This window comes from Halomonas sp. DN3 (assembly GCF_024137905.1).
Taxonomy (GTDB): Bacteria; Pseudomonadota; Gammaproteobacteria; order Pseudomonadales; family Halomonadaceae; genus Halomonas; species Halomonas litopenaei.
Map to the genome: position 1 here is coordinate 4,048,314 of NZ_CP099965.1, position 24,222 is coordinate 4,072,535.

Genomic DNA, 24,222 nt, shown 5'->3' on the forward strand with positions numbered 1-24,222 from the left:
GGCCAGGCCCGCACACCTCGCCCCGGCACCGCCGGGGCCACCAGACAACCCCACGCCGACGCCAGGCGCGTCGGCCGATCAGATGATCGGGAGACCGCAACAATGCTGAACTGGGACGAGTTCCACGAGGACGACACCGCCACCGCAGAAGTACCTGAGCCGAAGAAGGCACCCGAGCCGACCCCGGCTCCGGCTGCCGAGGCAACGGATGAGGTGCGCGAAAGCGCCGGCAACTACCAGGCTGCCGACCAGGACCGCATGGCCCGGGCACGCAAGTCGCTGGAAGAACTCGACGTGGCCGCCGGCCTCGAGGAACTCGAGATGGGCGCCGCCCGGATCGAGGTCGACGACAAGAAGATGATCAACGCCCGTGCGGACCTGAACCAGCTGGTGCCGTTCAAGTACGAGTGGGCCTGGCAGAAGTACCTGGACGGCAGTGCCAACCACTGGATGCCCCAGGAAGTGAACATGAACGCGGACATCGCGCTGTGGAAGAGCAACGACGGCCTGACCGCCGACGAGCGCCGCATCGTCGAACGTTCACTGGGCTACTTCTCCACCGCCGACTCGCTGGTCGCCAACAACCTGGTGCTGGCGCTGTATCGCCTGATCACCAACCCGGAGTGCCGCCAGTACCTGCTGCGCCAGGCCTTCGAGGAAGCGATCCACACCCACGCCTACCAGTACTGCGTGGAGTCGCTGGGCATGGATGAGGGCGAAGTCTTCAACATGTACCGCGAGGTCCCGTCGGTCGCCGCCAAGTCCGCCTGGAGCCTCAAGCACACCCAGTCGCTGGCCCGTCCTGACTTCCAGACCGGCACCGTCGAGACCGACCAGGAGCTGCTGCGTAACCTGATCGCCTTCTACTGTGTCACCGAAGGCATCTTCTTCTACTGCGGTTTCAGCCAGATCCTGTCCATGGGCCGGCGCAACAAGATGACCGGCGTGGCCGAGCAGTTCCAGTACATCCTGCGCGACGAGTCGATGCACCTGAACTTCGGTGTCGACATGATCAACCAGATCAAGATCGAGAACCCGAACCTGTGGACGCCGGAGTTCCAGGACGAGGTCACCCAGATGATCCTCGAGGGTACCGAGCTCGAGATCAGCTACGCCCGCGACACCATGCCCCGCGGCGTGCTGGGCATGAACGCGGCGATCATGGAGGAGTACCTGCACTTCATCTGCAACCGTCGCCTGGCCCAGATCGGCCTGAAGGAGCAGTTCCCGGGTGCCCAGAACCCCTTCCCGTGGATGAGTGAAATCATCGATCTGCGCAAGGAGAAGAACTTCTTCGAGACCCGCGTCACCGAGTATCAGGTCGGCGGCGCGCTGAGCTGGGATTGATCGAGACGACGCCCGGGCCTGACGGCTCGGGCGTCTTTCCTTCACTCCACCGACAACCCCACCAGGGAATGGCGACACCACCAATGTTCTGACGTGATTTCAGGAGGGCAACAGCATGGCTGTTTCCAATGGAAGACCCCAGCAGCATGACACCCGCGCCTGGCAGTCCGCCCTGGACCGGGCTCTGGCCGCCCACGGCGGCGAACGCGCCCTGGCCCGCTACGACCACCTGGCCCACGCCTTTCCTTCCCCCGAGTACGATCCCCGCGACGAGCACCACCCGCACCTCAACCTGGACGCCTTGAAGCGCTGGGCGCTCTATCGCGGCTGGCGGGCGCAGCCCGATACCGACCGCATGAGCACGGCCAGTACTCCACCGATCTGCTTTACCCGCTTGTCGCGCCATCGCGTCAGGAGTCATTGACGACGGCCTCACTGGCATAAAAATGCGCAAGGCCCGTCACCGGGCCTTGCGTGTATCGAGCGCTCTGCCGGCGTCATCGGCGTCTTCAGGCAAGCCCTAGCGGCTGACCAGCAACCTCGCCTTGGGCTCCACCCTGATCACATCCTGCAGCGCACTGCGCATGGCCTCGCCGGAGCAGGCCGCCGTGCGGCAGAACTGCAGCGCGATTTCATCATCTTGGGCCCTGCCGACCAGGGCATCGCGGCAGCCGTCGTCACATAGCCGCTCGGCGAGATCCTCGGGGTTCAATCCTCGAGGCAGGCGAAAACGTAGTTCGAAATCGTGTTCTTTCATGACTGGCGTCCTCCTTGAAGACCGACGTTATTGTCGAACGCCGGGGCCAGTCTGAAAGACGCGCTTGAGGTTCCCTATTGTCCTAAGGATACAGTCGCCCGACTGGGTATCAGTCCGACGACCGGGACGACCTTCTACGCCCAATCCAGCCGCTGCCGATCAGCATCCCAAGGGTGATCAGCACCGCCGCCCCGACAAGCCACAGGGTAGGCGCGGCGAAGCCGGTCACCACCAGCACCAGGGTCGACAGCAGCGGCGTGAAGTAGGCCAGCAGACCCAGCAGCCGCAGGTCCCCCTGCTTGACCCCGATATCCCAGGTAAAGAAGGCGCTGCCCACCGGTCCCAGGCCGAGAGCGATGACACCGAACCAGGCGCTGCCCTGGGGCCAGCGACCGGGTTCGAAGGCCAGATGACAAGCTGCCGCCAGTATCGCGGTGACCAGACAGAAGCCCCCTACCGCGGCGGTGGGTACCGTGCGGGTGGCCCGGGACAGCACCGAATAGCCACTCCAGACGAAGGCACAGGCGAAGGCGGCGGCGTAGCCCAGGAGGCTACCGCCGGCGTCGACGTCTCCGCCGATCAACAGCACCGCCCCGCCGAAACCGAGCAGGCTGCCGACCACGTGAAACCCGCGCAGGCGCTCGCCGGGTAGCAAAGCGACCAACAGCACGATCAACAGCGGCCAGAGATAGCTGATCAGGCCGGCGTTGGCCGGCGGCGCGTTCTGCTGGGCGATAAAGTAGAGGGCGTGGTAGCCGAACAGCCCGCCGACGCCCAGCGCCCAGACAAGTGGCGGCTGGCGCATCGGCGCCAGCACCGCCTCGCCGCGAAGGCACTGATAGACCACAAAGCACACAAAGGCTACGCCGAACGCCAGGGCGGTGAGCAGAAACGGTGGCACGGGCCCCGACAACTGGGTAAACAGGGCCAGCATGGCCCAATTGAGCACCGTGGTGGCACCGATCCAGGTGGCGCGCCTACGCGAGATGTCGACCGCATCGGAGGATGCCCCCGCCTGGGCAGAGGAAGAAGAAGAAGAAGAGGAAGAGCGCATAAAGACCTCCAGAGCACCGAGGTCTCGAGTGTGGGCCAGCCGCCCACACTAGGTCTTGTACGATTCTGACCTGTTGTGCGTGGCGGTTGCGGCTTGACGCCGCCAGGCGCCGGGAGAAACGTCATGGGCCTCGCGGAAGACGCGGGAAAAGTGGGCGGCGTCGTGGAACCCGCAGACCAGCGCGACCTCGCTGAGGGCCATGGCCGAGCCGGAACGAGTCCGGGTGACCAGCAATTGTCGCGCCAGGGCCAGCCGCTCACGACGCAGCCAGACCGCCGGCGGCACTCCGAGCAGCTCACGAAACTGACGGGCGAAGACCGCCTCGGACAGGTGGCACAGCGCCGCCATCTCCTTGACGCGCCAGGGGTGGGCCAGCTCGCCGCGTAGCCTTGGAAGCAGCTGGAGCAGACGCAGGCGCGGCGCCGGAAGCGGCCTGCCGCGCCCTTCGTCCAGCGCGTGCTGCAGGCGGGAAAGCCACCGGGCCAGCGCCTCGACGCCGGCGCCCGGGGCGGGCGCGGCCTCGACCAGGCTCGCCGGCGCGCGATAGCCCCTCGCTCGCTCGTTTTCGAAGATCCCCTCCACCCCCAGGGCCTGGCACCAGGCCACCGGCAGGTCAAGCACCAGAATGTCGTTGGCCCCCGGCGCGAGATAGTGGTGGGTCTCGCCGCTGGGGACCGGGGCCAGTACGCCCGGCCCTACGCGCAGACCACGTCCGCCAACGTCCAGTTCCACCATGCCGCCGCGGCCCAGCAACAGCTGCTGAAAGTCGTGGCGGTCACTCAACACTCGGTCTGGATAGTGTCGATGTTCGATCAGGGGGGCGTGGGCGCTCATCGGTCTAGCCCCGCACTCGCTGCGCAGGCAAAGGTCGCTTCCCTTGATGCAGGTCAAATGTGACTTGATGACAAAAGATATATGCTCTCATTTACAACCTCATCAGGCTCTGGTAGTGATGAGGACTATCGGAGGTCCTCTCCATGGAACATGCAGGAGGTCCGTCATGGCGACATCCAAGAGTGTCATCAAGCGAGTCTACGTTCCCACCCACGTAAAGACGCTGCCCAATGGCGAGCGCGTCAAGATCCCCGGCCACTATAAACAAAAGGCGCCCGGCGACTGAACAGAGCGCCAGCCTCTGTTGCACTAGTCAGATCGAGGACGGCTCCCTGCACACCCGCCACCAGCCAAGCCCCACGGGTACCCCGTAAAGCAGCGCATGGACCAGCAACTCTTCGCCCAGGGCGTAGCCGTGCGACAGCCCGACGCTCAGGTTCCAGGCGCATATCGCCAGCCAGGCGAGGCTGAATATCCACATGGCGGTGTGCTGTCGCGGCTTGGGACAGCGCCACAGCAACACCAGGACCACGACCACCCCGACGACGACAATCAACATGGTTCTCATGGGTGCCCCCTGCGTAACCTGCAATGTTGTTTTTCAGCATAGCCATGGTCGGGCGCCGCGGGACCGACGCCCGCACTCGCTCACTTCGCGCCACCCCCTTGGGGCAAAGCCTCGGGCGCTGCGTACACCACCAGTTCGGCGGCCTGGTCTGGAGACGCTGCACCTTGCGGCAGGACAAGCGCCACCACGTTCGCCTCGCTCCTGCCCTGGTGAGTGAGTTGGCTTGCACCCCGCGCCCCCTCGACCATTCGCTGGTGCCACAATGCCCGACCATCATCCAGAGCGAAGGCGTAGAGCGCGACTGACCTTGTCTGGTCCGCGACGACCACCGCTGCATCGCCGGAACTACCCGAGAGCATCATCGGTGCCGACAGATTCGCCGTTCCGACAGGCAGCGAAAGCTCGAACGGCAAGCGCAACTCCTGAGGCAGTTCGACGTCGAGGTCACCGACGGTGCGACGCCAGACGATCGCCGAGCTATCGCTACCATCACTATCATCACTACCATCACTGCCGCGCAGAGCGTAAAGCGCGGACAGCTCGACCTTGACCAGCTCCCCCCAGGGAGGCGTACGACAGGATAGCCAGGGATGACGAGGGTCGGCACCACGGGAGCCGACGCTGGCGTAGAGCGCTTGCCCATCCGGGCCGAGCCTCAGCGCCATACGGCGCGACGCCAAGGGTACCGTCGGTCTGATCAGCCGCTCCAGCGACGCCGGCAAGGTGACTGGCCCAGCGCTGTCCCTGGCCCGCAGGCGAATACGGCAAAGCAGTTGATCCACCGGCGAAAGTCCCCACATGTCACGTTCGCGCAGTGCCTTCGGGTCAGAGGGCGGGGTTCGCCAGGTCTCAGCCGACAGCGGCGGTGGTGGCCTCAGGTCGAGCGACGCCAGGGTCTCCCCGCTTGGCATGTCCAGCATCAACAGTCGGCCCTCGCTCGTCGCCACCACCGCGGCCTGGGGTCGATCGTCCAGGCTGACCATGACAACGTCCTTTGCTGCCGTCGACGCCGTGATCGCCGCATCGACAGGCATCGCCCCTTCGCCAGGCATGGGGGCAAGATCCAGCGCTCGCGTCCATAGCGGTTCGCCGGTGGTCACTTCCAGCGCCGTCACCCGGCCTCCCGGGCCCTGCTCACTCTCATCTCGGGCGTTGTCGCGGCGCTCGGCCCCAGAGGCAGCAGGGTCAGCCACCATCAGCAGGCCCTGGGTCTCATCGACGGCGACGATGCGAAGGTTGTCGGCGCCTGGCGTCTCGGGCCGCCAGCGCCAGATGCGATCGCCGGTGGCGATGTCCAGCGCCACCACCTCGTGGCTGAACCCCGTAAGCAGTACCAGTCGCGAGGTGACCTGGATGCCGGCGGCTCCCTTCAGCATCTCGGCGGATGTGTCGGCACTCATGTCAGCCACTTCGGCCACTTCGGCCACTTCGGCCACGTCAGCCACTTCGGCCAGGTCGACCTGGCCGTCGGTGCCGAAACTCTCGCAGTGTCTGCCGGTGTCGGCATCCAGCGCCAGCAAGCGCCGATCTCGGGTGACAACGAACAGCCGCTGCGGACAGACCAGATCGCTTTCCGCGACCCCCTCTTCCCCGGCACCTTCATGGGTCGTCGACATTTCCAGCGGATCCGGCTCGCCCTCCCCGGGGGTCGGCACAAAGACGCCCTCGACCATATCCTGCGTTCGCTCAGCGGCATCGTGATAGGCAAGCGTGCGACAGGGCCCCAGCGGCTCGATATTGTCCTCGTTGCCCTTTCCATCGCTGTTCGGGTGCCCGTCGCTGTTCGGGTGCGACCAAAGACGCTCGCCGGTAGCGACCATGCGGGCTTCGATGCCGCTCGAGGTGCAGACAATCAATCGGTCGTCGATGATGACCAGAGGGAAGGCGGTAGCCAAGTGGTTCTCTGTCTCTGTCTCTGTCTCCGCCCTCTCCTGCTCCAGCTCGAGACGCCATAGCGCGTCAAGGCCAGTGGCGGGCTCACCCTGGGGTCTTTCCGCGCCCTCGGGCGCAGAGCCGACAGAAGACTCAGGTCGCGAAGACAAGGACGGTTCGACAGCAGGGAGAAAGGCCAGCAACAGCAGCAAGGACAAGCAAGAGAGCGTCATCAATCCCAGCGCCTGCCTGCAGCAGGCGTAGGCACCGCGGGAGAACCAGGGCAACAGCAGCACCAGCCCCAGCAATGCCGGCAGGCCCAGACGCGGCAGCAGGCGCCAGGCGTCCAGCCCCACTTCCCACAGTGCCCAGCCGAGGGTTGCTCCAAGCAGTAAAGCGTAAAGCCCCGGGGCGAGGCGCCATCGTGCCATCAGGCCCCATCCCGTCAGCGCAAGCCCCCCCGCCGCCAGCACGTAGTACGCCGAGCCCCCCAGCGCCAGCAGGTAGCCCCCGGCGGCCAGTGCAACCAACGCTGTCGCCAGCACCAACAGGCCAAGCAGTCGTGCTGGCCACCTTGCGGCACGCCTGTCATCCATCGCCTTACCTCCGGCATCCTTGACTTCGAGTCGGGCCAGCGTTCTGCGAGGCCAGCTCGACGCTCTTGCCCATCCTGCCGCTATCGCCGCGCTTGCCCTTTTGGCCGCTCTCGACACTCTCGCCGCGCTTGCCGCTCTCGACACTATTGCCGCTCTTGCCCTTTTGGCCGCGCTTGCCGCTCTCGTCGCTCTTGCTACTGGGGCGCAGCTCCATGCTACAAGGGTTAGACTACCCTTCGGTACGGGGCGGCCCTGACCGCCTGGAACAGGATAGAAGCTGCCAGATGCCACTGCGACTCCCGCAGCGTCGCTCAGTGCCGAATCGCGCTGACGCCCTTCCCGCCTCCCGCAATAGTGACACCATAGACTCATCATCCATGCACCAGGGGACACCTCCATGAATCTCTACGGCGATACACGCTCGGGAAACTGCTACAAGATCAAGCTGCTGGCATCGCTGCTGGACATTCGCATGGTGTGGATAGGCATCGACATCCTGGCCGGGGACACCCGCGAAGAAGACTTCCTGGGCCGCAACCCCAACGGCAAGATCCCCCTGCTCGAGCTGGATGATGGACGCTTTCTGGCGGAATCCAACGCTATCCTCCACTACCTGGCCAGCGGCAGTGAGTGGCTGCCCGAGGATCGTTACCGCCATGCCAAGGTGCTGCAGTGGCAATACTTCGAACAGTACAGTCATGAGCCCTACATCGCCGTGGCGCGTTTCATCTCGCTCTACCTGGGAATGCCGGAGGACCGGCGGGCCGAATTCGACGCCAAGCAGCAAGGCGGCTACAAGGCGCTCGGCGTTATGGAGCGTCAGCTGGAGGCTACGCCCTTTCTGGTGGGCGAGCACCCCACCATCGCCGACATCTCGCTCTACGCCTACACCCATGTGGCCCACGAAGGCGGCTTCGATCTCGGCGCCTTTCCCGGCATTCGTGCCTGGATCCAGCGTATCCAGGCATTGCCAGGCTATGTCGCCCTCGGTGAGGACAGCCTCTCGTCCGACTGAGCAGAATCTCCCGCTGCGGCCCACGGCGCTAAAGGTGCCGTGACGCCGGGGGCTGTCCAGCACCGCGAACCAGCCCCGGCACCAGCACTCCGCAGCAAAGCTCCGCCTCAGAGCCCTGCATCAGAACCCTCCATCAGAGCCCTGCATCAGAGCCCTGTAACAGAGCCCTCCTGCATCAAAGCCCCGCATCAGCGCCCACGCTGCCATCGGCATAACATGCATGCCGGTGACATCAGGTATGCTATGGGGCCCACCCACGAGCCGCCCTGGAGACCCGACCTTGGCCACCGCGCTGCTTCTCAACGTCTTGATCTTTCTCACTGCGGCGGTGCTGGTGGTCCCGATCATCAAACGCCTTGGCCTGGGGGAAGTGCTCGGCTACCTGATCGCCGGCGTGCTGATCGGTCCCTCGGCCCTCGGCCTGGTACCGGACGCCGAAGGGGTACTGCAGTTTTCGCAGGTCGGTATCGTCTTTCTGCTGTTCGTCATCGGCCTGGAGCTGAAACCGGCACGGCTCAAACTGATGCGCAAGGCGGTGTTCGGCTTTGGCAGCCTGCAGGTGGCCATCACTACCCTGGTACTGGGCCTGACCGCCCTGGCACTGGGCCTTCCGCCGGTGGCGGCGGCGGTGGTGGGCTTCAGTCTGGGGCTGTGCTCTACGCCACTGGTACTGCACCTGCTGGGCGAGCGCCAGGAACTCAACAGCCGCCACGGACGCCATGCCTTTGCGCTGCTGCTGTTCCAGGACATGGCGGCCATTCCGGTACTGGCGGTGATTCCGATCCTGGCCGCCGACTCGCTGGTCAGCGGCGGCATGACTGCGGTGCTCAAGGAAGTCGCCATCGCCGTCGCCGCCTTCACCGGTCTGATCTTTGGAGGGCGCAAGCTGCTGCCGCCGCTGTTCCGCCTTGCCGCGGCCACCGACAGCCGCGAAGTGTTCGCCGGCATGTCGTTGCTGGTACTGATCGGTGCCGCCCTGCTGATGGAGCTCGCCGGACTGTCCATGGCACTTGGCGCCTTTATCGCCGGTATCCTGCTGGCCGATTCCGAGTATCGCCACAGCATCGAGGCCGACATCGAACCGTTTCGCGGTCTGCTGCTGGGGCTATTCTTCATGGCGGTGGGCATGACCGCCAAGATCGGCCTGCTGGCACAGTCCCCTGGGCTGGTGCTGGGGCTGACCGCACTGCTGCTGCTGGCGAAGGGCGCCAGCCTGATGATCGCCGCTCGGGTCTACCGCTGCGGCTGGCGCGAGACCACCACCCTCGGCGTGCTGTTGTCACAGGGCGGAGAATTCGCCTTCGTGCTGTTGACCGCCGCGGGTTCAGCCGCCTTGCTGGCGCAGGACCTCGTGCACGTTCTGGTGCTGGTAGTGTCGCTGTCCATGGCCGCCACCCCGATCCTGTTTCTGGGCCACGAACGGCTGGTGCGGCCATTGTTCAAGAAGCCTCGGCCCAAGCGTGACTTCGATGCCATGGACGATGATTCGCCACGCATCATTCTGGTCGGCTTCGGTCGCTTCGGTCAGATCATGGGGCGTGCGCTTCAAGGGCTCGAGATCCCCTACACCGTCCTCGACATCAATGCCGACCACGTCGACTTCGTGCGTCGCTACGGCAACAAGGTGTACTACGGCGACGCTACCCGACTGGACCTGCTGGATGCCGCCGGCGCGCGTCATGCCCAGGTGCTTGTGGTCGCGGTCGGCGATCCGGATATCTCGATGCGCATCATCCATCGCGCCAGCAAGCGCTTCCCCCACCTCAAGATCTATGCACGTGCCCGAGATCGTCACCATGCCCAGTTGCTGATGCGTGCCAAGGTTGGCTTTATCCTTCGTGAGCTGCTGCCGGCGAGCCTGGAAATGACCCGTGAGGTGCTGATCGGGCTCGGTGTGCCCCGCGACCAGGCCCAGCACACCATCGACACCTTCCGCCCCCACGACGAGGAGACCCTGAGGCGTCAGCTCGAGGTCTTCGGCAACGAGAAAAAGCAGATGCAGACGGTGCGACAGGCAGCCAAGGAGCTCGAGACCCTGTTCGAGGCCGACGAGGACATCCTGACCCGGGTCGAGGAAATCCCCCGGCGCCAAGCCTCGGATGGCGACGACACCAAGCGCTCGGCCACCGAGTCCTGATCTCCGGCCCTCATGCCAGAACCTGTGCCAGAAGTCGCTTGCCCTGCCATTCACCGGCCACATCGACGGCCAGTCGGGACGGCCAGTCGGCCCAGGCAAGGGCAGAGAACGGACAAGGGCAGCGACAGGTCAGACACAGGGACGACGTCAGCGCCGGGCCGTTTCCCACCAGCGGGGCAGCCTCGCCTGCACCTCAGGCCTGGCGAAGCGATCGTCCAGCAATACCAGGGTGCCGGTATCCTGGGGCCCGCGAATGACCCGCCCGGCCGCCTGGACCACCTTGATCAGCCCGGGAATACGATAGGCGTAGTCGTCACCGCGACCGAAGCGTTGCTCGAGGCGTGTCTTCAGCGCTTCCTGGCGGGCATCGCTGGGGGGTAGTCCCAGGGTGGCGACAAAGGCACCGATCAAGCGCTCGCCGGGCAGGTCGACGCCTTCGGCGAAGGCGCCTCCGAGTACCGCGAAGGCGATCCCCTCGCCCCCTGGCACAAAATCCTCCAGAAAGGCCTCTCGCTCCGCCTCGCTCATGGCGCGTCGCTGGGCGCGCTGAGGAATGTCGGGATGGGCCTCGGCCAGGGCTTCTCGCACCTGCTCCAGGTAGGCGAAGCTCGAGAAGAACGCCAGATAGTGGCCGGGACGTCGACGGTACTGCTCGCTCATGACGTCGAGTATTCCCGGCAGGGATCGCTTCCGATCGCGGTAGCGGGTAGACAGCTGCGCACACACCCGCACCTCGAGCTGCTCGGCGACAAAAGGCGACGCGACCTCGGACCATACCGTGTCCTCGGCAAGCCCCAGCAGGTCGATCTGATAGCGCGGTGGCGCCAGGGTCGCGGAAAACAGCACGCTTGCGTGAGCCGCGGCGAAACGGGGCCGCAGGAAGTCGGCGGGCACCTGGTTGACGATGGCCAGTCGTGCCCGCCCGCGCCCGTGACGGGTGAGCTCGCACAGCGAGTGATCACCGAAACGCTCCGCCAGCCGAACGAAGGCCAACGCCTCGAACAGGCAGTCGGTCAGCGCCGGCTGGGTGTCCTCCGGATGCTCGCCCAGATGGTCGCCGATGGCACCACAGAGTCCCTGAAGGGAGCCGACCAACTCCGCCGGCAAGGCGTCGAGGGCAAACCAGCGTGGCGCTTCGCGACTGCCCGGGTCCTCTCCGCCGTGCTGACGCACCAGTGCCTGCCACTGCTTGATCACCCTGGACAGAGGCTGGCGCAGCGCCCCCGGCGCCTCCTTTTGCAAGCGCGCCAGGCGACGCTGATCGAGGCTCGCCGAGTACATGCCACGGGCACGCTCGATCAGGTTGTGAGCTTCGTCCACCAGCACACCCAGGCGCCACTGTCGCGCCTGGGCCAAGCCGTGCAACAGCGCGCTCGAGTCGAAATAGTGATTGACGTCGCCGACCACCAGATCGCACCAGCGAGCCATCTCCTGGCCCAGGTAGTAGGGGCAAACGCGATGCTCAAGCGCCACCTGCCTGAGCCCGTCACGATCTAGCCAGCCCTGCTCCACTGCCGCCTGCCTCGCCTCCGGCAGTCGGTCGTAGAAGCCCTCAGCCAGAGGACAGCTATCTCCGTGGCAGGCCAGTTGCGGATGCTCGCAGGCCTTGTCCCGAGCGATCAGCTCCAGCGTGCGCAGCTTGCGCTGTGGGCCAGGGTCGAGCTGCGCCAGTGCCGCCAGCGCCAGCTGTCGGCCGGTGGTCTTCATGGTCAGAAAGGCGGCGCGGTCCAGCGCCTGGCGGGGCATCGCCTTGAGCAGCGGGAATAGACTCCCCAGCGTCTTGCCGATGCCAGTCGGCGCCTCGATCAGCAGATCCCGGCCAGTAGCGACGGCCTTGTAGGTGGTCTCGGCCATCTCGCGCTGCCCAGGCCTGAACGCAGGGTAGGGGAACGTCAGACGGTCCAGCGCTTCATCTCGCCGCCGGCGATGTGAGGCTTCGGCCAGCGCCCAGGCTCGATAGGCGCGACAGGCCGACTCAAGCTCCTGCCACAGCGTGGCGGCCTCGGCCTCGACGCTCAGGCAAGTCTCGCGACCGCTGACCAGATCCAGATAGACCAGCGCCAGGGTAATCCGCTCGCGCCCCTGCTGGCGGCACCAAAGTGCGCCGTAGGCCCGCACCTGGGCCCAGTGCAACGCGCGCTGATTGTCGGCCATGCGCTCCAGGCGTCCCCGGTGGGTCTTGATCTCTTCGAGTCGCTCACCGTTCTCGGCCACACCGTCGATGCGCCCCTGGACCTTGAGTCCCTCGAGGGTGGCGACCACCATCACCTCACTGCGGTAGCCTTCGCCACGTCGGGCCACGACGCGGGCATGGCCCTCTACCCCTTCCCGCGAGCTGGGGGCCGGGGTAAAGCGGTGATCCAGATCACCGCGTCTACCGGTGAACTCGCACAGTTCACGCACGCCGACGCTGAGAGAGACCGACTCGGCCGTGTCCGAGGTAGCTGTCTCGGCATCGTCAGACGTTGAAGATCCCTCAGCCATCGGACCACCTCACGTGGCACACCGACACCGGAATGCCGTGGCACTGGAAGTGCTGAAGCCAACGTCGCTGGTTGTCCTGCAGCCGGTCTCCTGGCGCCTTGACCTCGATCAGACGATAGCGGGGCTGGCCCTGCCCAGCATCGGGAAAGAACTGGATCAGGTCCGGCCAGCCCGATCGGTTGGCCTTGAGATCCTCGAGAAGGCGCTCGAACAGCACCGCCAGGTGTTCAGGCGCAATACAGTGAAGTGCCAGTTCCAGCAAGGCTTCGTCGAGCACTTCCCAGTAGACGAAGGGGTTGGCCAGCCCCTGCTTGTCGCGCCAGCGGGCCCTGATACGCTCGCGGTAGTCGCCGCTCGCCAGCGCCTCCAGGCAGGCATCGAAGCGATCACGCCGCCGCGATACGAAGTCTGGCCGATACAGATCCGCCGGCCCGCGATGGAAGGGATGAAAGAAGGCTCCCGGCAAGGGGGCGAAGATGACGTCCCAGCAGAGCAGCCCGAAGAGCCCGGCGAAGAGGTGATTCTCGACGTAGAAGGCTGGGGCCTCATCCCGGGCCAGGTGATCACGCAGCGCCAGCTCCACCGAGCCACTGGTCGCCAGCGATTGTGGCGGCAAGCTCAGGCGCCAGCTCTGCGGCGGCGCCTGTGCTGCCGGCTTGAGCCCCGGCAGACCCAGGCGGCGCTGCAATCGCGGCACCAGCCGGGCAAGCGCCTGGCGCTCGGCGTCGTCCAGCGGTGCCTCGAGCGCTTGGGTCGCCAGCGTCAACGCCTGGTGATGCTCGCCCTCTCGCTCCAGCAGGCGCAGTCGACGCACCCGCGCTTCGCCCGGGCCAGCAAAGGAGAAGATCTCCAGCGCCAGCGCCACCTGCCCCTCTCGCTGGGCCTGCTGGCCCAGACGCAGCAGCAGGCGAGACCGCCGCGCCGCGAGCCAGGGGTTATCGTCGGGCAGCCTTGGTACTGCCGACCAGATATCAGCCACGGCTTCGCCGTCGTCGAATCGCTCTCGCAGCCGATGCAGGCAGAGATAGGCATCCACCTCCTGACGCTGCTGAAACCCCCGCGACGCGGGATCGAAACTCACCCGTTCATAGCGCATATGGCCAAGCTCAGCCATCACGAAATCGGACCAGCTCTGGCGCAGATTGCCGAAGAACATCAGGCGCAGTCGATCACACTCCGACATTACCGAGACCCGCACCAGGGTCTCTTCGGACTCAGGCCACCAGACGCTCCAGCGCCGCGGCGTGAACTGGCCGTCCAGCGCCTCGCACAGACGCGACTTGGAGACCGAGCTGGGCAGACCGCAAGCGGACACAGTTTCGGCAAAGACCCGTCGAGCCTCGGGCAGGCGCAACTGTGCAAGCAGGTCATCGAGACTCAGCACGGGATCAAGCTCCACCAGCTGCGCCGCCGCCAGTCGACTCAGCGCCTGCTCGAGATCATCGACCTCGGCGTAGACCAGGCGGCTTGTGCGAAACAGCTCACCCTTGCGTGAGACCATGCGTACCAGCAACGCCTGAGCTGCCTCCGGCAGCTCGCCGAAGGCCATGATAAAGCGCTGTTCTGGCTCTGCCAGCAGGTCGGCGTGGCGTGCCATCACCCAGTCGAGCACAAACTGAAAGTGACGCAGATAGTAGAGAGGATCGTCGCGCAGGTCGGCGGGTAGCGTGGGCGACTTGGGATTCATGCAGGCATTTTACCAGTCGTTCGCTGCGCTCCCAAGGAAGTTACCGACGCGCGCCCAGGTATTCGTCAGGCGGCAAACGGCTTTGCTGCTAAGCATTGATGAGCATTATGTGGATAAAGCCATTTCAGCAAAAGCCGAATCTTGCATGCCAGTCTATGCTGGTGACACTGTCGAACAAGGCCATGACTAACGAGCCTGCTGCCGGCCTGTCGCCTGATCGGACTCGGTGAAACACGTCGAGCTCTGTGGAGCTGGTCGATGTCGATGACGGCATCGAAAAAGCTCGTCGACGAATCGAGGCGCGAGGCCAGTGAAGCGACCTATCGGTCAAGCCATGAACACGCTGCAAGTTCCTGCCGGCCAGCGCCGGCGATCTCGTCTCTAGAGGAAGTGATCCATGCCCCAGCAGAAGACCGCCATCATCACCGGCTCCACCAGCGGTATCGGTCTCGGTATCGCCGAAGGCTTCGCCAAGGCGGGCATCAACCTGGTCATCAACGGTATCGAGGCCGCCGCGGACGTGGAGGCCACCCGCGCCAGTCTCGAGAAGCACGGCGTCAAGGTCGTCTATGACAACGCCAACATGATGGACCCCGGCGAGATTAGCGCCATGCACAAGCGGGCCGAGGCAGAATTCGGCAGCGTGGACATCATCGTCAACAACGCCGGTATTCAGCACGTGGCACCGGTGGACGAGTTCCCCGAGGACAAGTGGAACGCGATCATCGCCATCAACATGAATTCCGCTTTTCACCTGACCAAGGCCGCCTTGCCTGGCATGAAGGCACGTGGCTGGGGGCGAGTGATCAACATCGCGTCCGCCCATGCTCTGGTGGCATCGCCTTTCAAGTCGGCCTATGTGGCCGCAAAGCACGGCGTTCTGGGACTGACCAAGACCGTGGCGCTGGAAGTTGCCGAACACGGCATCACCGTCAATGCCATCTGCCCGGGATACGTGCTGACGCCTCTGGTCGAGAAGCAGATTCCCGACACCGCCAAGGCACGCGGTATCTCCGAGGACTCGGTCATTCGCGACGTCTTGCTCGCCAACCAGCCGACCCGCCAATTTGTCACCACCGAACAACTGGCGGCCACAGCGCTGTTCCTGTGTTCGGACGGCGCCGCCTCCATGACGGGAATCGCCCTGCCGGTCGATGGCGGCTGGACAGCACACTGAAGAAGCGTTCGACACAGAGCTTGCAGTCCCTCTGCAGACGATGCTGTTGCTAGCGCTTTTTGCCACCGTTCTTGCAGCCGGGGCACCTGGCCTCACGGACGACCGCACCAAGATGACAGGAGAGCTTGATGGCCAAGCCACCCAAGAAAATAAGTCTGGCACTTCAGGGTGGAGGCGCTCACGGCGCCTTTACCTGGGGGGTCCTCGACGCCCTGCTCGACGACCCATGCATCGAGATCGAGGCCATTTCCGGCACCTCCGCTGGCGCCATGAACGCTGTCGTTCTGGCCGATGGTCTGGTCCAGGGCGGGCGAGAGGCTGGGCGCGAAAAACTGGAAACGTTCTGGCGTGCCGTGTCCCAGTCGGCGCGCTTCAGCATTCTGCAGCGCACCCCCTGGGATCGTCTTAGCGGAAATTGGAGCCTCGACTACTCGCCGGGCCACGTCTACTTCGACCTGATGACGCGATTCTTCTCGCCGAGCCAGTTCAACCCCATGAAGTACAACCCCCTGCGGGACATCATCGTCGAGCAGGTCGACTTCGACAATGTGTGTGGTTGCGACCAGATGAAGGTCTTCGTGGCCGCGACCAACGCCGAGACCGGGCGCGTCAAGATCTTCGATCGCGCCGAACTTACCCCCGACATGGTGATGGCGTCGGCCTGCCTGCCCTTCCTGTTCGAAGCGGTCGAAGTCGACGGCGTGCCCTACTGGGACGGCGGCTATTCCGGTAACCCTCCGCTGTTTCCCTTCTATCACACCACCGAGTCCCGAGACATCCTGATCGTCCAGGTCAATCCGGTGGAGCGTGAGGGGTCGCCGACCAGCGCCCAGGAGATCCTCAATCGCACCAACGAGATCACCTTCAATGCCAGTCTGCTCAAGGAGTTGAGGGCCCTCGCCTTCGTCAAGCGACTGATCCACGAAGGCCACCTCGACCCCAAGAACTATCGCGACATGCTGGTCCATATCATCGATAGCCAGGACCTGCTGAAACCCCTCGGGGCCTCATCGAAGCTCAACGCCGAGTGGGACTTCCTGTGCCATCTGCGAGATCTCGGCCGCAAACGCGCCCAGGACTGGATCGAGCAACACTACGACGACATCGGCAAGCAGGACAGCGTCGACCTGAGAGCCATGTTCGAGGGCACCCACTGATCGGCAGTGGGTCCCGATAGGCGTTATGGCATAGCGGTGCCGGTAAGGTTGCAGACCCGGCACCGACCAAAAACGATAGCACCGCATACGCAGGGTACGGACAACAACTTAAAACGGTCGTTTGTTTTAACCTAATTAAAGCTTACCTCATACAACGAGTTGTCGGAACACGTCAGGTGCAGTTCAACGCTTCAGGTGGTGTCACGACGTTGAATTGCCCTGGATAGCGAACGAAACGGGACACAGCTGGCTCAAGGAAAGATGGCCTTCTCTGCCCCTTACCGCAACGAGGACGCAGTAAATGAGCTCTACCCCCGCATCACCCAACATGCAGAAGGGACTCGCCTTCTTCCGCAAGCACAACCCTGCCGCCGCCCAGGCACTGGAGGAGAAACTCGGCGATTTCGCCCCGGACCTCCTCCGCCTGGTCGCAGAGTTTCCCTTCGGTGAAATGTATGGGCGCGAAGGACTCGGCCCCAAGGTCCGTCAGGCCGCCACCCTTTCGGCACTGGCCTGTGGAGGTCATGACAACCAGCTGCGCATCCATATCGGCATTGCTCATTCACTGGGCTTCACCCGGGACGAGTTGGTCGAACTGTTCATGCAGTTGGCGCCCTATGCCGGCTTTCCGGTCACCATCAATGCAGTGCTGGCCGTCAAGGAAGTGTACCCAGATTCATGACATCACCACGGTGATACACGCCCCACCCACCGCGATCTATCGCAAGAAGGAATTACGCCATGTTTGAACATCAGAAAAATCCGCCGATGGAACCCGTTGACGAGGTCGATACCACACTGGCCTACATCGACCTTGCGGACGTCAAGCTGCCGGCAGGCGCTGCACCGCTGGAGCAACGTCACCTGCGCTTCCGCCGCGTCGACGTGGCACCAGGTGGCATCGTGCCTTACCACTCCCACGAGAACCGCCCGGCTATCCTGTTCGTGTTCCAGGGCGAGATCGTCGAGTACAACTCCAAGCATGAGCAGCCGCGCGTTCACAAGGCGCCGTCGATCATCGCCGAGTTCAACGAGATCTGGCACTGGTGGAAGAATGAGACAGACGGTGACGTCATCATCTACGCTGCGGACCTGGCCGAGACCGAGAAGTGCGCCGAAGGCGAGTGCTGATCGACAGACCGAAAGCATGCTCGGCGATGTCGTTCGCCCCGCCACAAGGCGGTAAAACATCGGTAAAGCAATAATCAACCGATATCAGCAGAAGCCGCGGCCACTCATCGCCGAGTGCCGCGGTTTTTTATGCCAGAGCGAAGCCGCATGCTATGCAAAAGCGCCGCAGTCATGTGTACAAGAATGCCGCGGATTTCCGTAGAGCTAGTGCCGACTTGCTACCCTGACCTGCCCCCAGGAACCGCAACCTGCGCTTGTCGCCAGGTTGGCGTTGCGAGTGCACAGGACAACGTGCCCCTCATTACTCCTCGAGTTCGCTGGCCAGCCACTGGAGTTGCTCGGCCACCGGGACCTCACGACAGTGGCGCCGATTCTGGCCAGCCCACAGCGGAGAAAAGTCACCGCTGCAACGGGACTCGTGGGCCGCGCGCAGCTCGCACAAGGCGCTGGCAGCCAGCGGAAAGTCGGGTACCTCATCCGACAGCGGCCCCAGCTCGCGCATGGCACGATTGACGATCCCGCGGGCGGGCCGACCGGAGAAGACATTGGTGATGTCGGTGGAGGCTTCATCATCCAGCAGCGCCCTGCGGTGGACGGCCCTCACCGAGGCCTCGGGGCAGCACAGCAATGCGGTACCGATCTGGACCGCCTGGGCGCCCAGGTCCAGTGCCTGCCGGACCCCCTGGGGGTCGCCGATCCCTCCGGTCGCCACCACCGGCAACGAGATAGCCTCGACCACCCGGGGCAGCAATGACGCCAGCGGCAACTGAAGACTCAGGTCGTCACTCAAGAAATGTCCCCGGTGACCGCCTGCTTCAAGGCCCTGGGCGATCACCACGTCGGCGCCATGGGCTTCCAGCCACCGGGCCTCATCCACCGTGGTGGCGGTAGACAGCACCAGCGCACCGCAGGCCTTCACCCGCTCGACCAGTTGAGCCTCGGGTAGACCGAAATGAAAGCTCACCACGGCGGGACGGTGGCGCTCGACGATGGCACAGGCATCGCTGTCGAACGGTCGTCTGGTAGGCGTGTCACTTGGAGGTGGCGGCGCGATTCCCAACTCTTCATGGTAAGGGGCCAGCAACGCTCGCCACTTCTCCAGTCGACTCGGTTGAGGCTCGGGCGACACATGGCTGAAGAAGTTGACGTTGACCGGGCCTTGTCCTTCCACCGCTGCAAGGGCCTGATCCAGCGCCTCGAGGGCCAGCATGCCGGCAGGCAGGCCTCCCAGACCTCCGGCTGCGGTGACCGCAAGCGCCAGTGTCTCGTCCTGGGCGCCGGCCATGGGAGCCTGGAGGATGGGCCACTTCAGCCGCAATCGAGAGAGCGCGGTCATGGTTGAATCTCCTTGTGTGGAGCGGCGTCGGCTCTCGGTGACGAGGAGCCGCGCGCCTGCAATTCCAGGATATCGCCACGGATGGCAATGTCGAAGCGTCCGAGAAAGCTCATGCCCAGCAGCGCCGTCTCACCTTCCATGCCCGGGCTGATGGAGCCATCGACCCGAGTCGCCGACAGGCCGCCCAGGGTAACGCTGTCCAGGCGTGTCAGGGTGCCTTGTGCACGACCATTGGCGGTATGAAACCAGGCGCTGCCGAGGTCCGGCAACGACAGTCTTGCCGCCAGATCTCCCGGCAGAGCGACACGGGTAGCGCCGGTGTCGACAAGGAAGGTCACCGGCGTGCCATTGATGCTGCCGGGCGCGACGAAGTGTCCGCCAGGCCCGCGCTTGAGCCTCAACGGCTCGCCCTCGGCCACCTGATTCAGGTTGGCATTGGGGTTCAGGCGCTGCTCCAGCCAGGACGTCGCCCACCAGCCACCGAGCCCCATGAACAGCACCCAGAACAACAGCATCATGGCGAGCCCGGGGCCACGTGTCCCCTGTCGCTGGGTCATCGGTTTCTCCTCACGGGCGGTTTCGTCCTCCTCGCGCCGGGACGACGAAGGCAGCATGGCGAAGGCGCCAGGTGAACGCTGTACTGGTGTCTGTACGCGGCATCGTCCGCGCCGACCACCACCAGGGAAGGTTCATGATGACAGTTTATGCGTCCGCTCTCCATGACCGGCGCCAGCCTGGCGCCGCCGTCGCCCTTGGCCTCCTCGTCGCCTCGATCTGGCTTATCGCCTCGCCGGCACTGGCCAGCGCCGACAACCATGACGAGGCAGCGTCCACCGGCCTGGACGAGGTCACCAAACAGATCTTCGAGATGCCAAGCTACACCACCGTCGGCGGTGACACCATCGCCCCGGTCAGAGTCGGCTGGGAGGCCTATGGCGAGCTCAACGAGGCAGGCGATAACGCCATCCTGATCACCCACTTCTTCTCCGGCACCAGTCACGCCGCCGGCCGCTATGACGGTGAAGAGACCCCGGGCTACTGGGATGCCATCATCGGCCCCGGCAAGCCGCTCGACACCGACCGCTATTACGTCGTGTCGTCGGACACCCTGGTCAACCTCAACGCCGGCGACCCCAGAGTCACCACCACCGGTCCTGCCAGTCACAACCCAGACACCGGCGAGCCCTGGGGCACCGACTTCCCGTTGGTAACCATTCGCGACTTCGTCAATGTTCAGAAGGCCTTGCTGGATGAGCTGGGTATCCAGCGCTTGCACGCGGTGATGGGTGCCTCCATGGGAGCGCTGCAGGCTTACGAGTGGGCCAGCGCCTATCCCGAGCGGGTCGAACGCCTGATTCCGGTGATCGGTGCGGGCGTGGCCGATCCCTGGCTGATCGCCAGCCTGGACGCCTGGGCCGCCCCCATCACGCTGGACCCCCACTGGCGCGGCGGTGACTACTACGGACAGACGCCACCGCTCGACGGTCTGCGCGAGTCGTTGAAGCTGATCACCCTGCAGGCCAACCACTGGCGCTGGGCGGACGCCACCTTCGACCGCGACTGGGCCGACGCCGACACCTCGCCGATGAGTTCACTGGAAGCCCAGTACGAGGTCGAGGCGACCCTGGACAGCGTCGCCGAACAGCGGGCTGCCACCGCCGACGCCAATCACCTGCTGTACCTGGTCAAGGCCAACCAGGCCTTCATGACCGGCCACGGCGACAGCCTGGAGGCGGGCCTGGCCGCCATCGAGGCCCCGACCCTGATGCTCTACAGCGAAGACGACCTGGTGTTCTCGCCCCAGAAGGTTCGCGAGACCGCCGCACTGATTGAGGCCGACGGCACTCCGGTGACCCTCGAGGCCCTGGAGGGTGACCGCGGCCACATCGACGGCGTGGTGAACATCCAGCAGGCCGAAAAACCGTTGCGTGACTTCCTCGAGGCACCGATTCCCTGAACGCCCGCCGTCGCCGACCTGGCACCGGGGCCTGATTGGCGGCCCCGGCGCCTTTCTAGCACCGGCGCGATGGCCTCGATCACGCAGCTCCGCCAAGGCTGGACCTGTCGGGCTCGGCGTGCTGGGATAGCGCCTGGACCGCCCCACGCCAACTGGCACCATCACAACGGGTGCTGTTGCAACGACAATGAAGACAAGGAGTTCGACAGTGAGCGACGACGCCACCCTCAAGGTCAGCGAGCTGGACGCCGGCCTGATCTATCGACTGTTCTCCGGAGCCATCGCTCCGCGTCCCATCGCCTGGGTGTCGACCCTGAGCGAGAGCGGTCACGCCAATCTGGCGCCCTTCTCGTTTTTCAATGTGGCCAGCGTCGATCCCCCCGTGCTGGCGTTTTCTCCATTGCTCAATGGCGAAGGCGCCACCAAGGACACCATCGCCAACCTCAAGCAGGTCGGCGAGTGCATCGTGCATATCGGTGGTGAGGCGCTGGCCGAGGCGCTCAACGCCACCAGCGCAAGCCTGCCGCCCGAGGGAGACGAGTTCGACCATGCCGGGTTGACCAAGGCCAGCCTGGGAGACCTGCGGGTACCGCGTATTCAGGAGGCACCGGTTGCCTTCGGCTGTCGCCTTCACGATATCCTGCACTTCGGCGACCGTCCGCTGTCAGGCAACCTGGTACTGGCCGAGGTGACCGTCATCCACGCCGATCCCCGGGTGTGGAACGGTCGACACGTCAGCTGCGACGCCCTGGCCCCGATCGGGCGCATGGCCGGCAGCGACTACGCACGCTGCACCGACCTGTTCTCCCTGGAACGTCCGAAGTAACGAACCCTGGGGCGCCCCGGCAACCCCTGACGGCGCCTGCAACGGCCCAATGCAGCTCTCGATGAAGCTCGGGTCGCCCGGGCCGTTGCTCAAGCCGCAAGCAGCGAACGCGTCACCAGGTAGCCGCCCATGGCCAGCAGGCCAAGCAGGAACACCTGGCGAAAGCGCGCCTCGGATAGCCGGCGTCTGAGCCAGGCGCCCCACCACATGCCAAGACTCGCCGGCAGCAGCGCCAGGCTCGACGCCAGCAGCAGGTCGGTGGAGAGCAAGTCCCTCTCGCCGAGTGCCAGCGCCAGGCTCAGGGTCGACAGGCTGAACAACAGCCCCATGGCCTGAACCAGGGCGTCCCGTGACAGACCGATGGCCTGTAGAAAGGGCACCCCGGGGAAGACGCTGGAGCCCGTCAGCCCGGTCAGGACGCCATTCATCGCGCCGACGGCGCCGGCCTGGACCGGGCTTCCCGAGAAGCGCAGCCGTCGCCCGCTCAGATTCATCAGTGCGTAGAGCATCAGCAACAGCCCCAGCAGCAACGACAGCCAGTGAGCCTCGACGCTGGCCAGCACCCATACCCCCGGCCAGACCGCCAGCACCGCCGCCAGCAGAAACAACCAGAGCCGACGGCATAGCGCCAGCAGATGCCCTCCCACCAGGGCCTGCCAGACGTTGGTGACTACCGTGGGCACCAGCATCAGCGCCATGGCCAGAGGCAGCCCCAGGGTCGCGGTCAACAGCGCCAGCAGTACCGTGGGCATGCCCATGCCGAGCACTCCCTTGACCAGTCCTGCCAGAACGAAGATGGCCGACAGCAGGATCAGGGTAGCGGGTGCGAACAGCGCGTCCGGCAGCATTCAATCGTCCTCGGTACGGGTCTCTGGGCCAAGGTCCTCGATAGCGTTCCCTCGGCCCAGTTGGTTCAGTGCGTATCGTCCAGCCTGGCTTCCCACTCCCCTGCCACCCGCTGGCCACGGCGCTGATTGACGCCTGCGCAGATGACGATGGCGATGATGAAGAAGGCGGCGCACAACAGGATCGAGGCCTTGAGCCCCACCGCCGCCTGCAGCAGTCCCAGGCCGACGATACCGATAACCCCCGCCAGCTTGTTGGCCAACCCCCAGAACCCGAAGAACTCGGCCGCCTTCTGGCGGGGCGAGAACAGGCCTACCAGGACCCGGCTGGCCGACTGGCTGGAGCCGAGGCTGAGGCCCGCCAGGCAGCCGACCACCAGAAACAGTTGCTCGGCCTGCCAGTCGAGTCCCCAGGTAGCGTTTAGCCAGGCGGTGACCTCGGGGGTGGCCCAGATGGCCAGGATCGCCAGCACCCACAGCACCAGAGTCATCAGATAGGTCACCAGGGTACCGATGCGGTCCTGGATAAAGCCAAATCCGAGTGCCCCTGCCGCGGCGGTGATCTGGACGATGATGAACATCAGGTTGCGGGTGCTTTCCTGCCAGCCGATGACCTGGGCTCCATAGATGAAGGCGAAAGCGATGATGATGTAGACACCAGCCATGGAGAACAGCACCGAGGTCAGAAACAGACCCAGGTCACGGAACCGACGCAGCTCGTGCAAGGTGGTCGATACCCGCTGCCAGGCGATGCGGGCGAAGGGCTGGCGATGGGGCTGCGGTTCGGCGCGCTCCTTGAGCCAGACGAAGGTTGGTATCGCCGCCAACAGGAAGAAGCCCGCGGCAAAGGGCCCGACCCAACGGATACGCTCGAAGTTATCCGCGGAGGCCTCGCCCAGTATGGCCAGGGTGAAGCCCGCTGCCACCAGTCCGCCGACGTAGCCCAGCGCCCAGCCGAAACCGGAGATGGCGCCAAGCTTCTCTGGCGGCCCAAGCCCCGGAAGAAAGGCCGCGATAAAGGACTCACCCATCGAGTAGGCGTAGTTGGACAGGATGATCAACACAAAGCCCAGCGCCACGTAGCCCGGCTCGACGAAGTAAAGCATGGCGGTGGTGGCGATGGTGGCCAGATAGCTGGCAAACAGGAAGCGCTTCTTTTCGGCGCGGTAGTCCATCACCGCACCGCACAGCGGACCGGTCACCACCACCAGCAGAAAGCTCAGCGCCAGCGCCAGGCTCCACAGCAGGTTAGCCAGGCGAAAGTCGTCGCCTCGGTCGCCGACGATCACCGTGGTGAAGAGTTCACCGAACACCACGGTGATGATCAGCAGGGTGTAGGCCTGATTGGCGAAGTCGAACATCGCCCAGCCGAAGATCTCGCGCCGGCTCGCCCTGTCGCCGCCCCTTGGAGTCGTCATGCTCACGCTCATGCTGCCGTCCCG

Annotated in this window: 21 protein-coding genes; 10 read left to right on the top strand and 11 right to left on the bottom strand. The window is 64.8% G+C overall.

Annotated elements, in window-relative coordinates; genetic code table 11:
- Nucleotides 1-102 precede the first annotated feature (102 nt).
- Nucleotides 103-1,347: a ribonucleotide-diphosphate reductase subunit beta gene (locus tag NKF27_RS17435; protein ID WP_124803534.1), complete on the top strand. Its 1,245-nt coding sequence runs from the start codon at nt 103-105 to the stop codon at nt 1,345-1,347.
- Nucleotides 1,348-1,462: 115 nt separating this feature from the next.
- Nucleotides 1,463-1,771 carry a hypothetical protein gene (locus NKF27_RS17440; RefSeq protein ID WP_045991229.1) on the top strand — a complete coding sequence of 103 codons (309 nt, stop codon included), beginning with the start codon at nt 1,463-1,465 and terminating at the stop codon, nt 1,769-1,771.
- Nucleotides 1,772-1,867: 96 nt separating this feature from the next.
- Here NKF27_RS17440 and NKF27_RS17445 read toward each other — a convergent pair whose 3' ends face one another.
- The 5 genes from NKF27_RS17445 to NKF27_RS17465 form a co-directional block, all read right to left on the bottom strand.
- A complete protein-coding gene (locus tag NKF27_RS17445; RefSeq protein WP_253553743.1) occupies nt 1,868-2,104 on the bottom strand; it encodes a hypothetical protein in 237 nt (78 codons plus the stop codon).
- 109 nt (nt 2,105-2,213) lie between these two features.
- Nucleotides 2,214-3,158: a DMT family transporter gene (locus NKF27_RS17450; RefSeq protein WP_253553745.1), complete on the bottom strand. Its 945-nt coding sequence runs from the start codon at nt 3,156-3,158 to the stop codon at nt 2,214-2,216.
- 48 nt (nt 3,159-3,206) lie between these two features.
- Nucleotides 3,207-3,992 carry an AraC family transcriptional regulator gene (locus NKF27_RS17455; RefSeq protein ID WP_253553747.1) on the bottom strand — a complete coding sequence of 262 codons (786 nt, stop codon included), beginning with the start codon at nt 3,990-3,992 and terminating at the stop codon, nt 3,207-3,209.
- A 313-nt stretch (nt 3,993-4,305) separates the two neighbouring features.
- The gene (locus tag NKF27_RS17460; RefSeq protein ID WP_045991231.1) at nt 4,306-4,560 is read right to left on the bottom strand and encodes a hypothetical protein; all 255 of its coding nucleotides are present in this window, start codon (nt 4,558-4,560) and stop codon (nt 4,306-4,308) included.
- Between the two features lie 80 nt (nt 4,561-4,640).
- A complete protein-coding gene (locus NKF27_RS17465) occupies nt 4,641-7,028 on the bottom strand; it encodes a PQQ-binding-like beta-propeller repeat protein (protein ID WP_253553749.1) in 2,388 nt (795 codons plus the stop codon).
- Nucleotides 7,029-7,425: 397 nt separating this feature from the next.
- Between NKF27_RS17465 and NKF27_RS17470 the strand changes: the two genes are divergently transcribed.
- Together NKF27_RS17470 and NKF27_RS17475 are read left to right on the top strand one after the other, a co-directional pair.
- Entirely contained in the window at nt 7,426-8,043 is a 618-nt protein-coding gene (locus NKF27_RS17470) for a glutathione S-transferase family protein (protein WP_253553751.1), read from the top strand.
- 280 nt (nt 8,044-8,323) lie between these two features.
- Complete coding sequence (locus NKF27_RS17475) at nt 8,324-10,180, top strand: monovalent cation:proton antiporter-2 (CPA2) family protein (protein WP_253553754.1); 1,857 nt, start codon at nt 8,324-8,326, stop codon at nt 10,178-10,180.
- A gap of 147 nt (nt 10,181-10,327) precedes the next feature.
- Here the strand turns inward: NKF27_RS17475 and NKF27_RS17480 are convergent, their stop codons facing one another.
- Nucleotides 10,328-12,664: an ATP-dependent DNA helicase gene (locus NKF27_RS17480; RefSeq protein WP_253553757.1), complete on the bottom strand. Its 2,337-nt coding sequence runs from the start codon at nt 12,662-12,664 to the stop codon at nt 10,328-10,330.
- Nucleotides 12,657-14,351, bottom strand: coding sequence for a VRR-NUC domain-containing protein (locus NKF27_RS17485; protein WP_253553760.1), 1,695 nt, complete (start codon nt 14,349-14,351; stop codon nt 12,657-12,659). The genes NKF27_RS17480 and NKF27_RS17485 overlap by 8 nt, the downstream gene beginning before the upstream one ends.
- Nucleotides 14,352-14,748: 397 nt before the next feature.
- Between NKF27_RS17485 and NKF27_RS17490 the strand changes: the two genes are divergently transcribed.
- The 4 genes from NKF27_RS17490 to NKF27_RS17505 all read left to right on the top strand — a co-directional run bounded on the left by NKF27_RS17490 (nt 14,749) and on the right by NKF27_RS17505 (nt 17,816).
- Nucleotides 14,749-15,528, top strand: coding sequence for a 3-hydroxybutyrate dehydrogenase (locus tag NKF27_RS17490; RefSeq protein WP_045991236.1), 780 nt, complete (start codon nt 14,749-14,751; stop codon nt 15,526-15,528).
- A 128-nt stretch (nt 15,529-15,656) separates the two neighbouring features.
- Nucleotides 15,657-16,685 (top strand): patatin-like phospholipase family protein, encoded by a 1,029-nt coding sequence (locus NKF27_RS17495; RefSeq protein WP_045991237.1) that lies wholly within the window; start codon nt 15,657-15,659, stop codon nt 16,683-16,685.
- Nucleotides 16,686-16,986: 301 nt separating this feature from the next.
- Nucleotides 16,987-17,367, top strand: coding sequence for a carboxymuconolactone decarboxylase family protein (locus tag NKF27_RS17500; protein WP_253553763.1), 381 nt, complete (start codon nt 16,987-16,989; stop codon nt 17,365-17,367).
- A 59-nt stretch (nt 17,368-17,426) separates the two neighbouring features.
- Nucleotides 17,427-17,816, top strand: a complete 390-nt coding sequence (locus NKF27_RS17505) for a cupin domain-containing protein (protein WP_052704216.1) — start codon at nt 17,427-17,429, stop codon at nt 17,814-17,816.
- A gap of 301 nt (nt 17,817-18,117) precedes the next feature.
- Here the strand turns inward: NKF27_RS17505 and NKF27_RS17510 are convergent, their stop codons facing one another.
- Both NKF27_RS17510 and NKF27_RS17515 read right to left on the bottom strand, forming a co-directional pair.
- Nucleotides 18,118-19,152 carry a nitronate monooxygenase family protein gene (locus NKF27_RS17510; RefSeq protein WP_253553766.1) on the bottom strand — a complete coding sequence of 345 codons (1,035 nt, stop codon included), beginning with the start codon at nt 19,150-19,152 and terminating at the stop codon, nt 18,118-18,120.
- On the bottom strand, nt 19,149-19,709 hold the full coding sequence (locus NKF27_RS17515) for a TIGR02281 family clan AA aspartic protease (RefSeq protein ID WP_108132253.1): 561 nt from the start codon (nt 19,707-19,709) through the stop codon (nt 19,149-19,151). The genes NKF27_RS17510 and NKF27_RS17515 overlap by 4 nt, the downstream gene beginning before the upstream one ends.
- A 134-nt stretch (nt 19,710-19,843) precedes the next feature.
- Here NKF27_RS17515 and NKF27_RS17520 point away from each other — a divergent pair, with 134 nt between their 5' ends.
- Together NKF27_RS17520 and NKF27_RS17525 are read left to right on the top strand one after the other, a co-directional pair.
- Complete coding sequence (locus tag NKF27_RS17520; protein ID WP_253553769.1) at nt 19,844-21,109, top strand: homoserine O-acetyltransferase; 1,266 nt, start codon at nt 19,844-19,846, stop codon at nt 21,107-21,109.
- A 208-nt stretch (nt 21,110-21,317) separates the two neighbouring features.
- Nucleotides 21,318-21,935 (top strand): flavin reductase family protein, encoded by a 618-nt coding sequence (locus NKF27_RS17525; RefSeq protein ID WP_231498596.1) that lies wholly within the window; start codon nt 21,318-21,320, stop codon nt 21,933-21,935.
- Between the two features lie 89 nt (nt 21,936-22,024).
- Here NKF27_RS17525 and NKF27_RS17530 read toward each other — a convergent pair whose 3' ends face one another.
- Entirely contained in the window at nt 22,025-22,783 is a 759-nt protein-coding gene (locus NKF27_RS17530; RefSeq protein WP_253029361.1) for a sulfite exporter TauE/SafE family protein, read from the bottom strand.
- A gap of 65 nt (nt 22,784-22,848) precedes the next feature.
- Nucleotides 22,849-24,198: an MFS transporter gene (locus NKF27_RS17535; RefSeq protein ID WP_253553772.1), complete on the bottom strand. Its 1,350-nt coding sequence runs from the start codon at nt 24,196-24,198 to the stop codon at nt 22,849-22,851.
- Between the last annotated feature and the right edge of the window lie 24 nt (nt 24,199-24,222).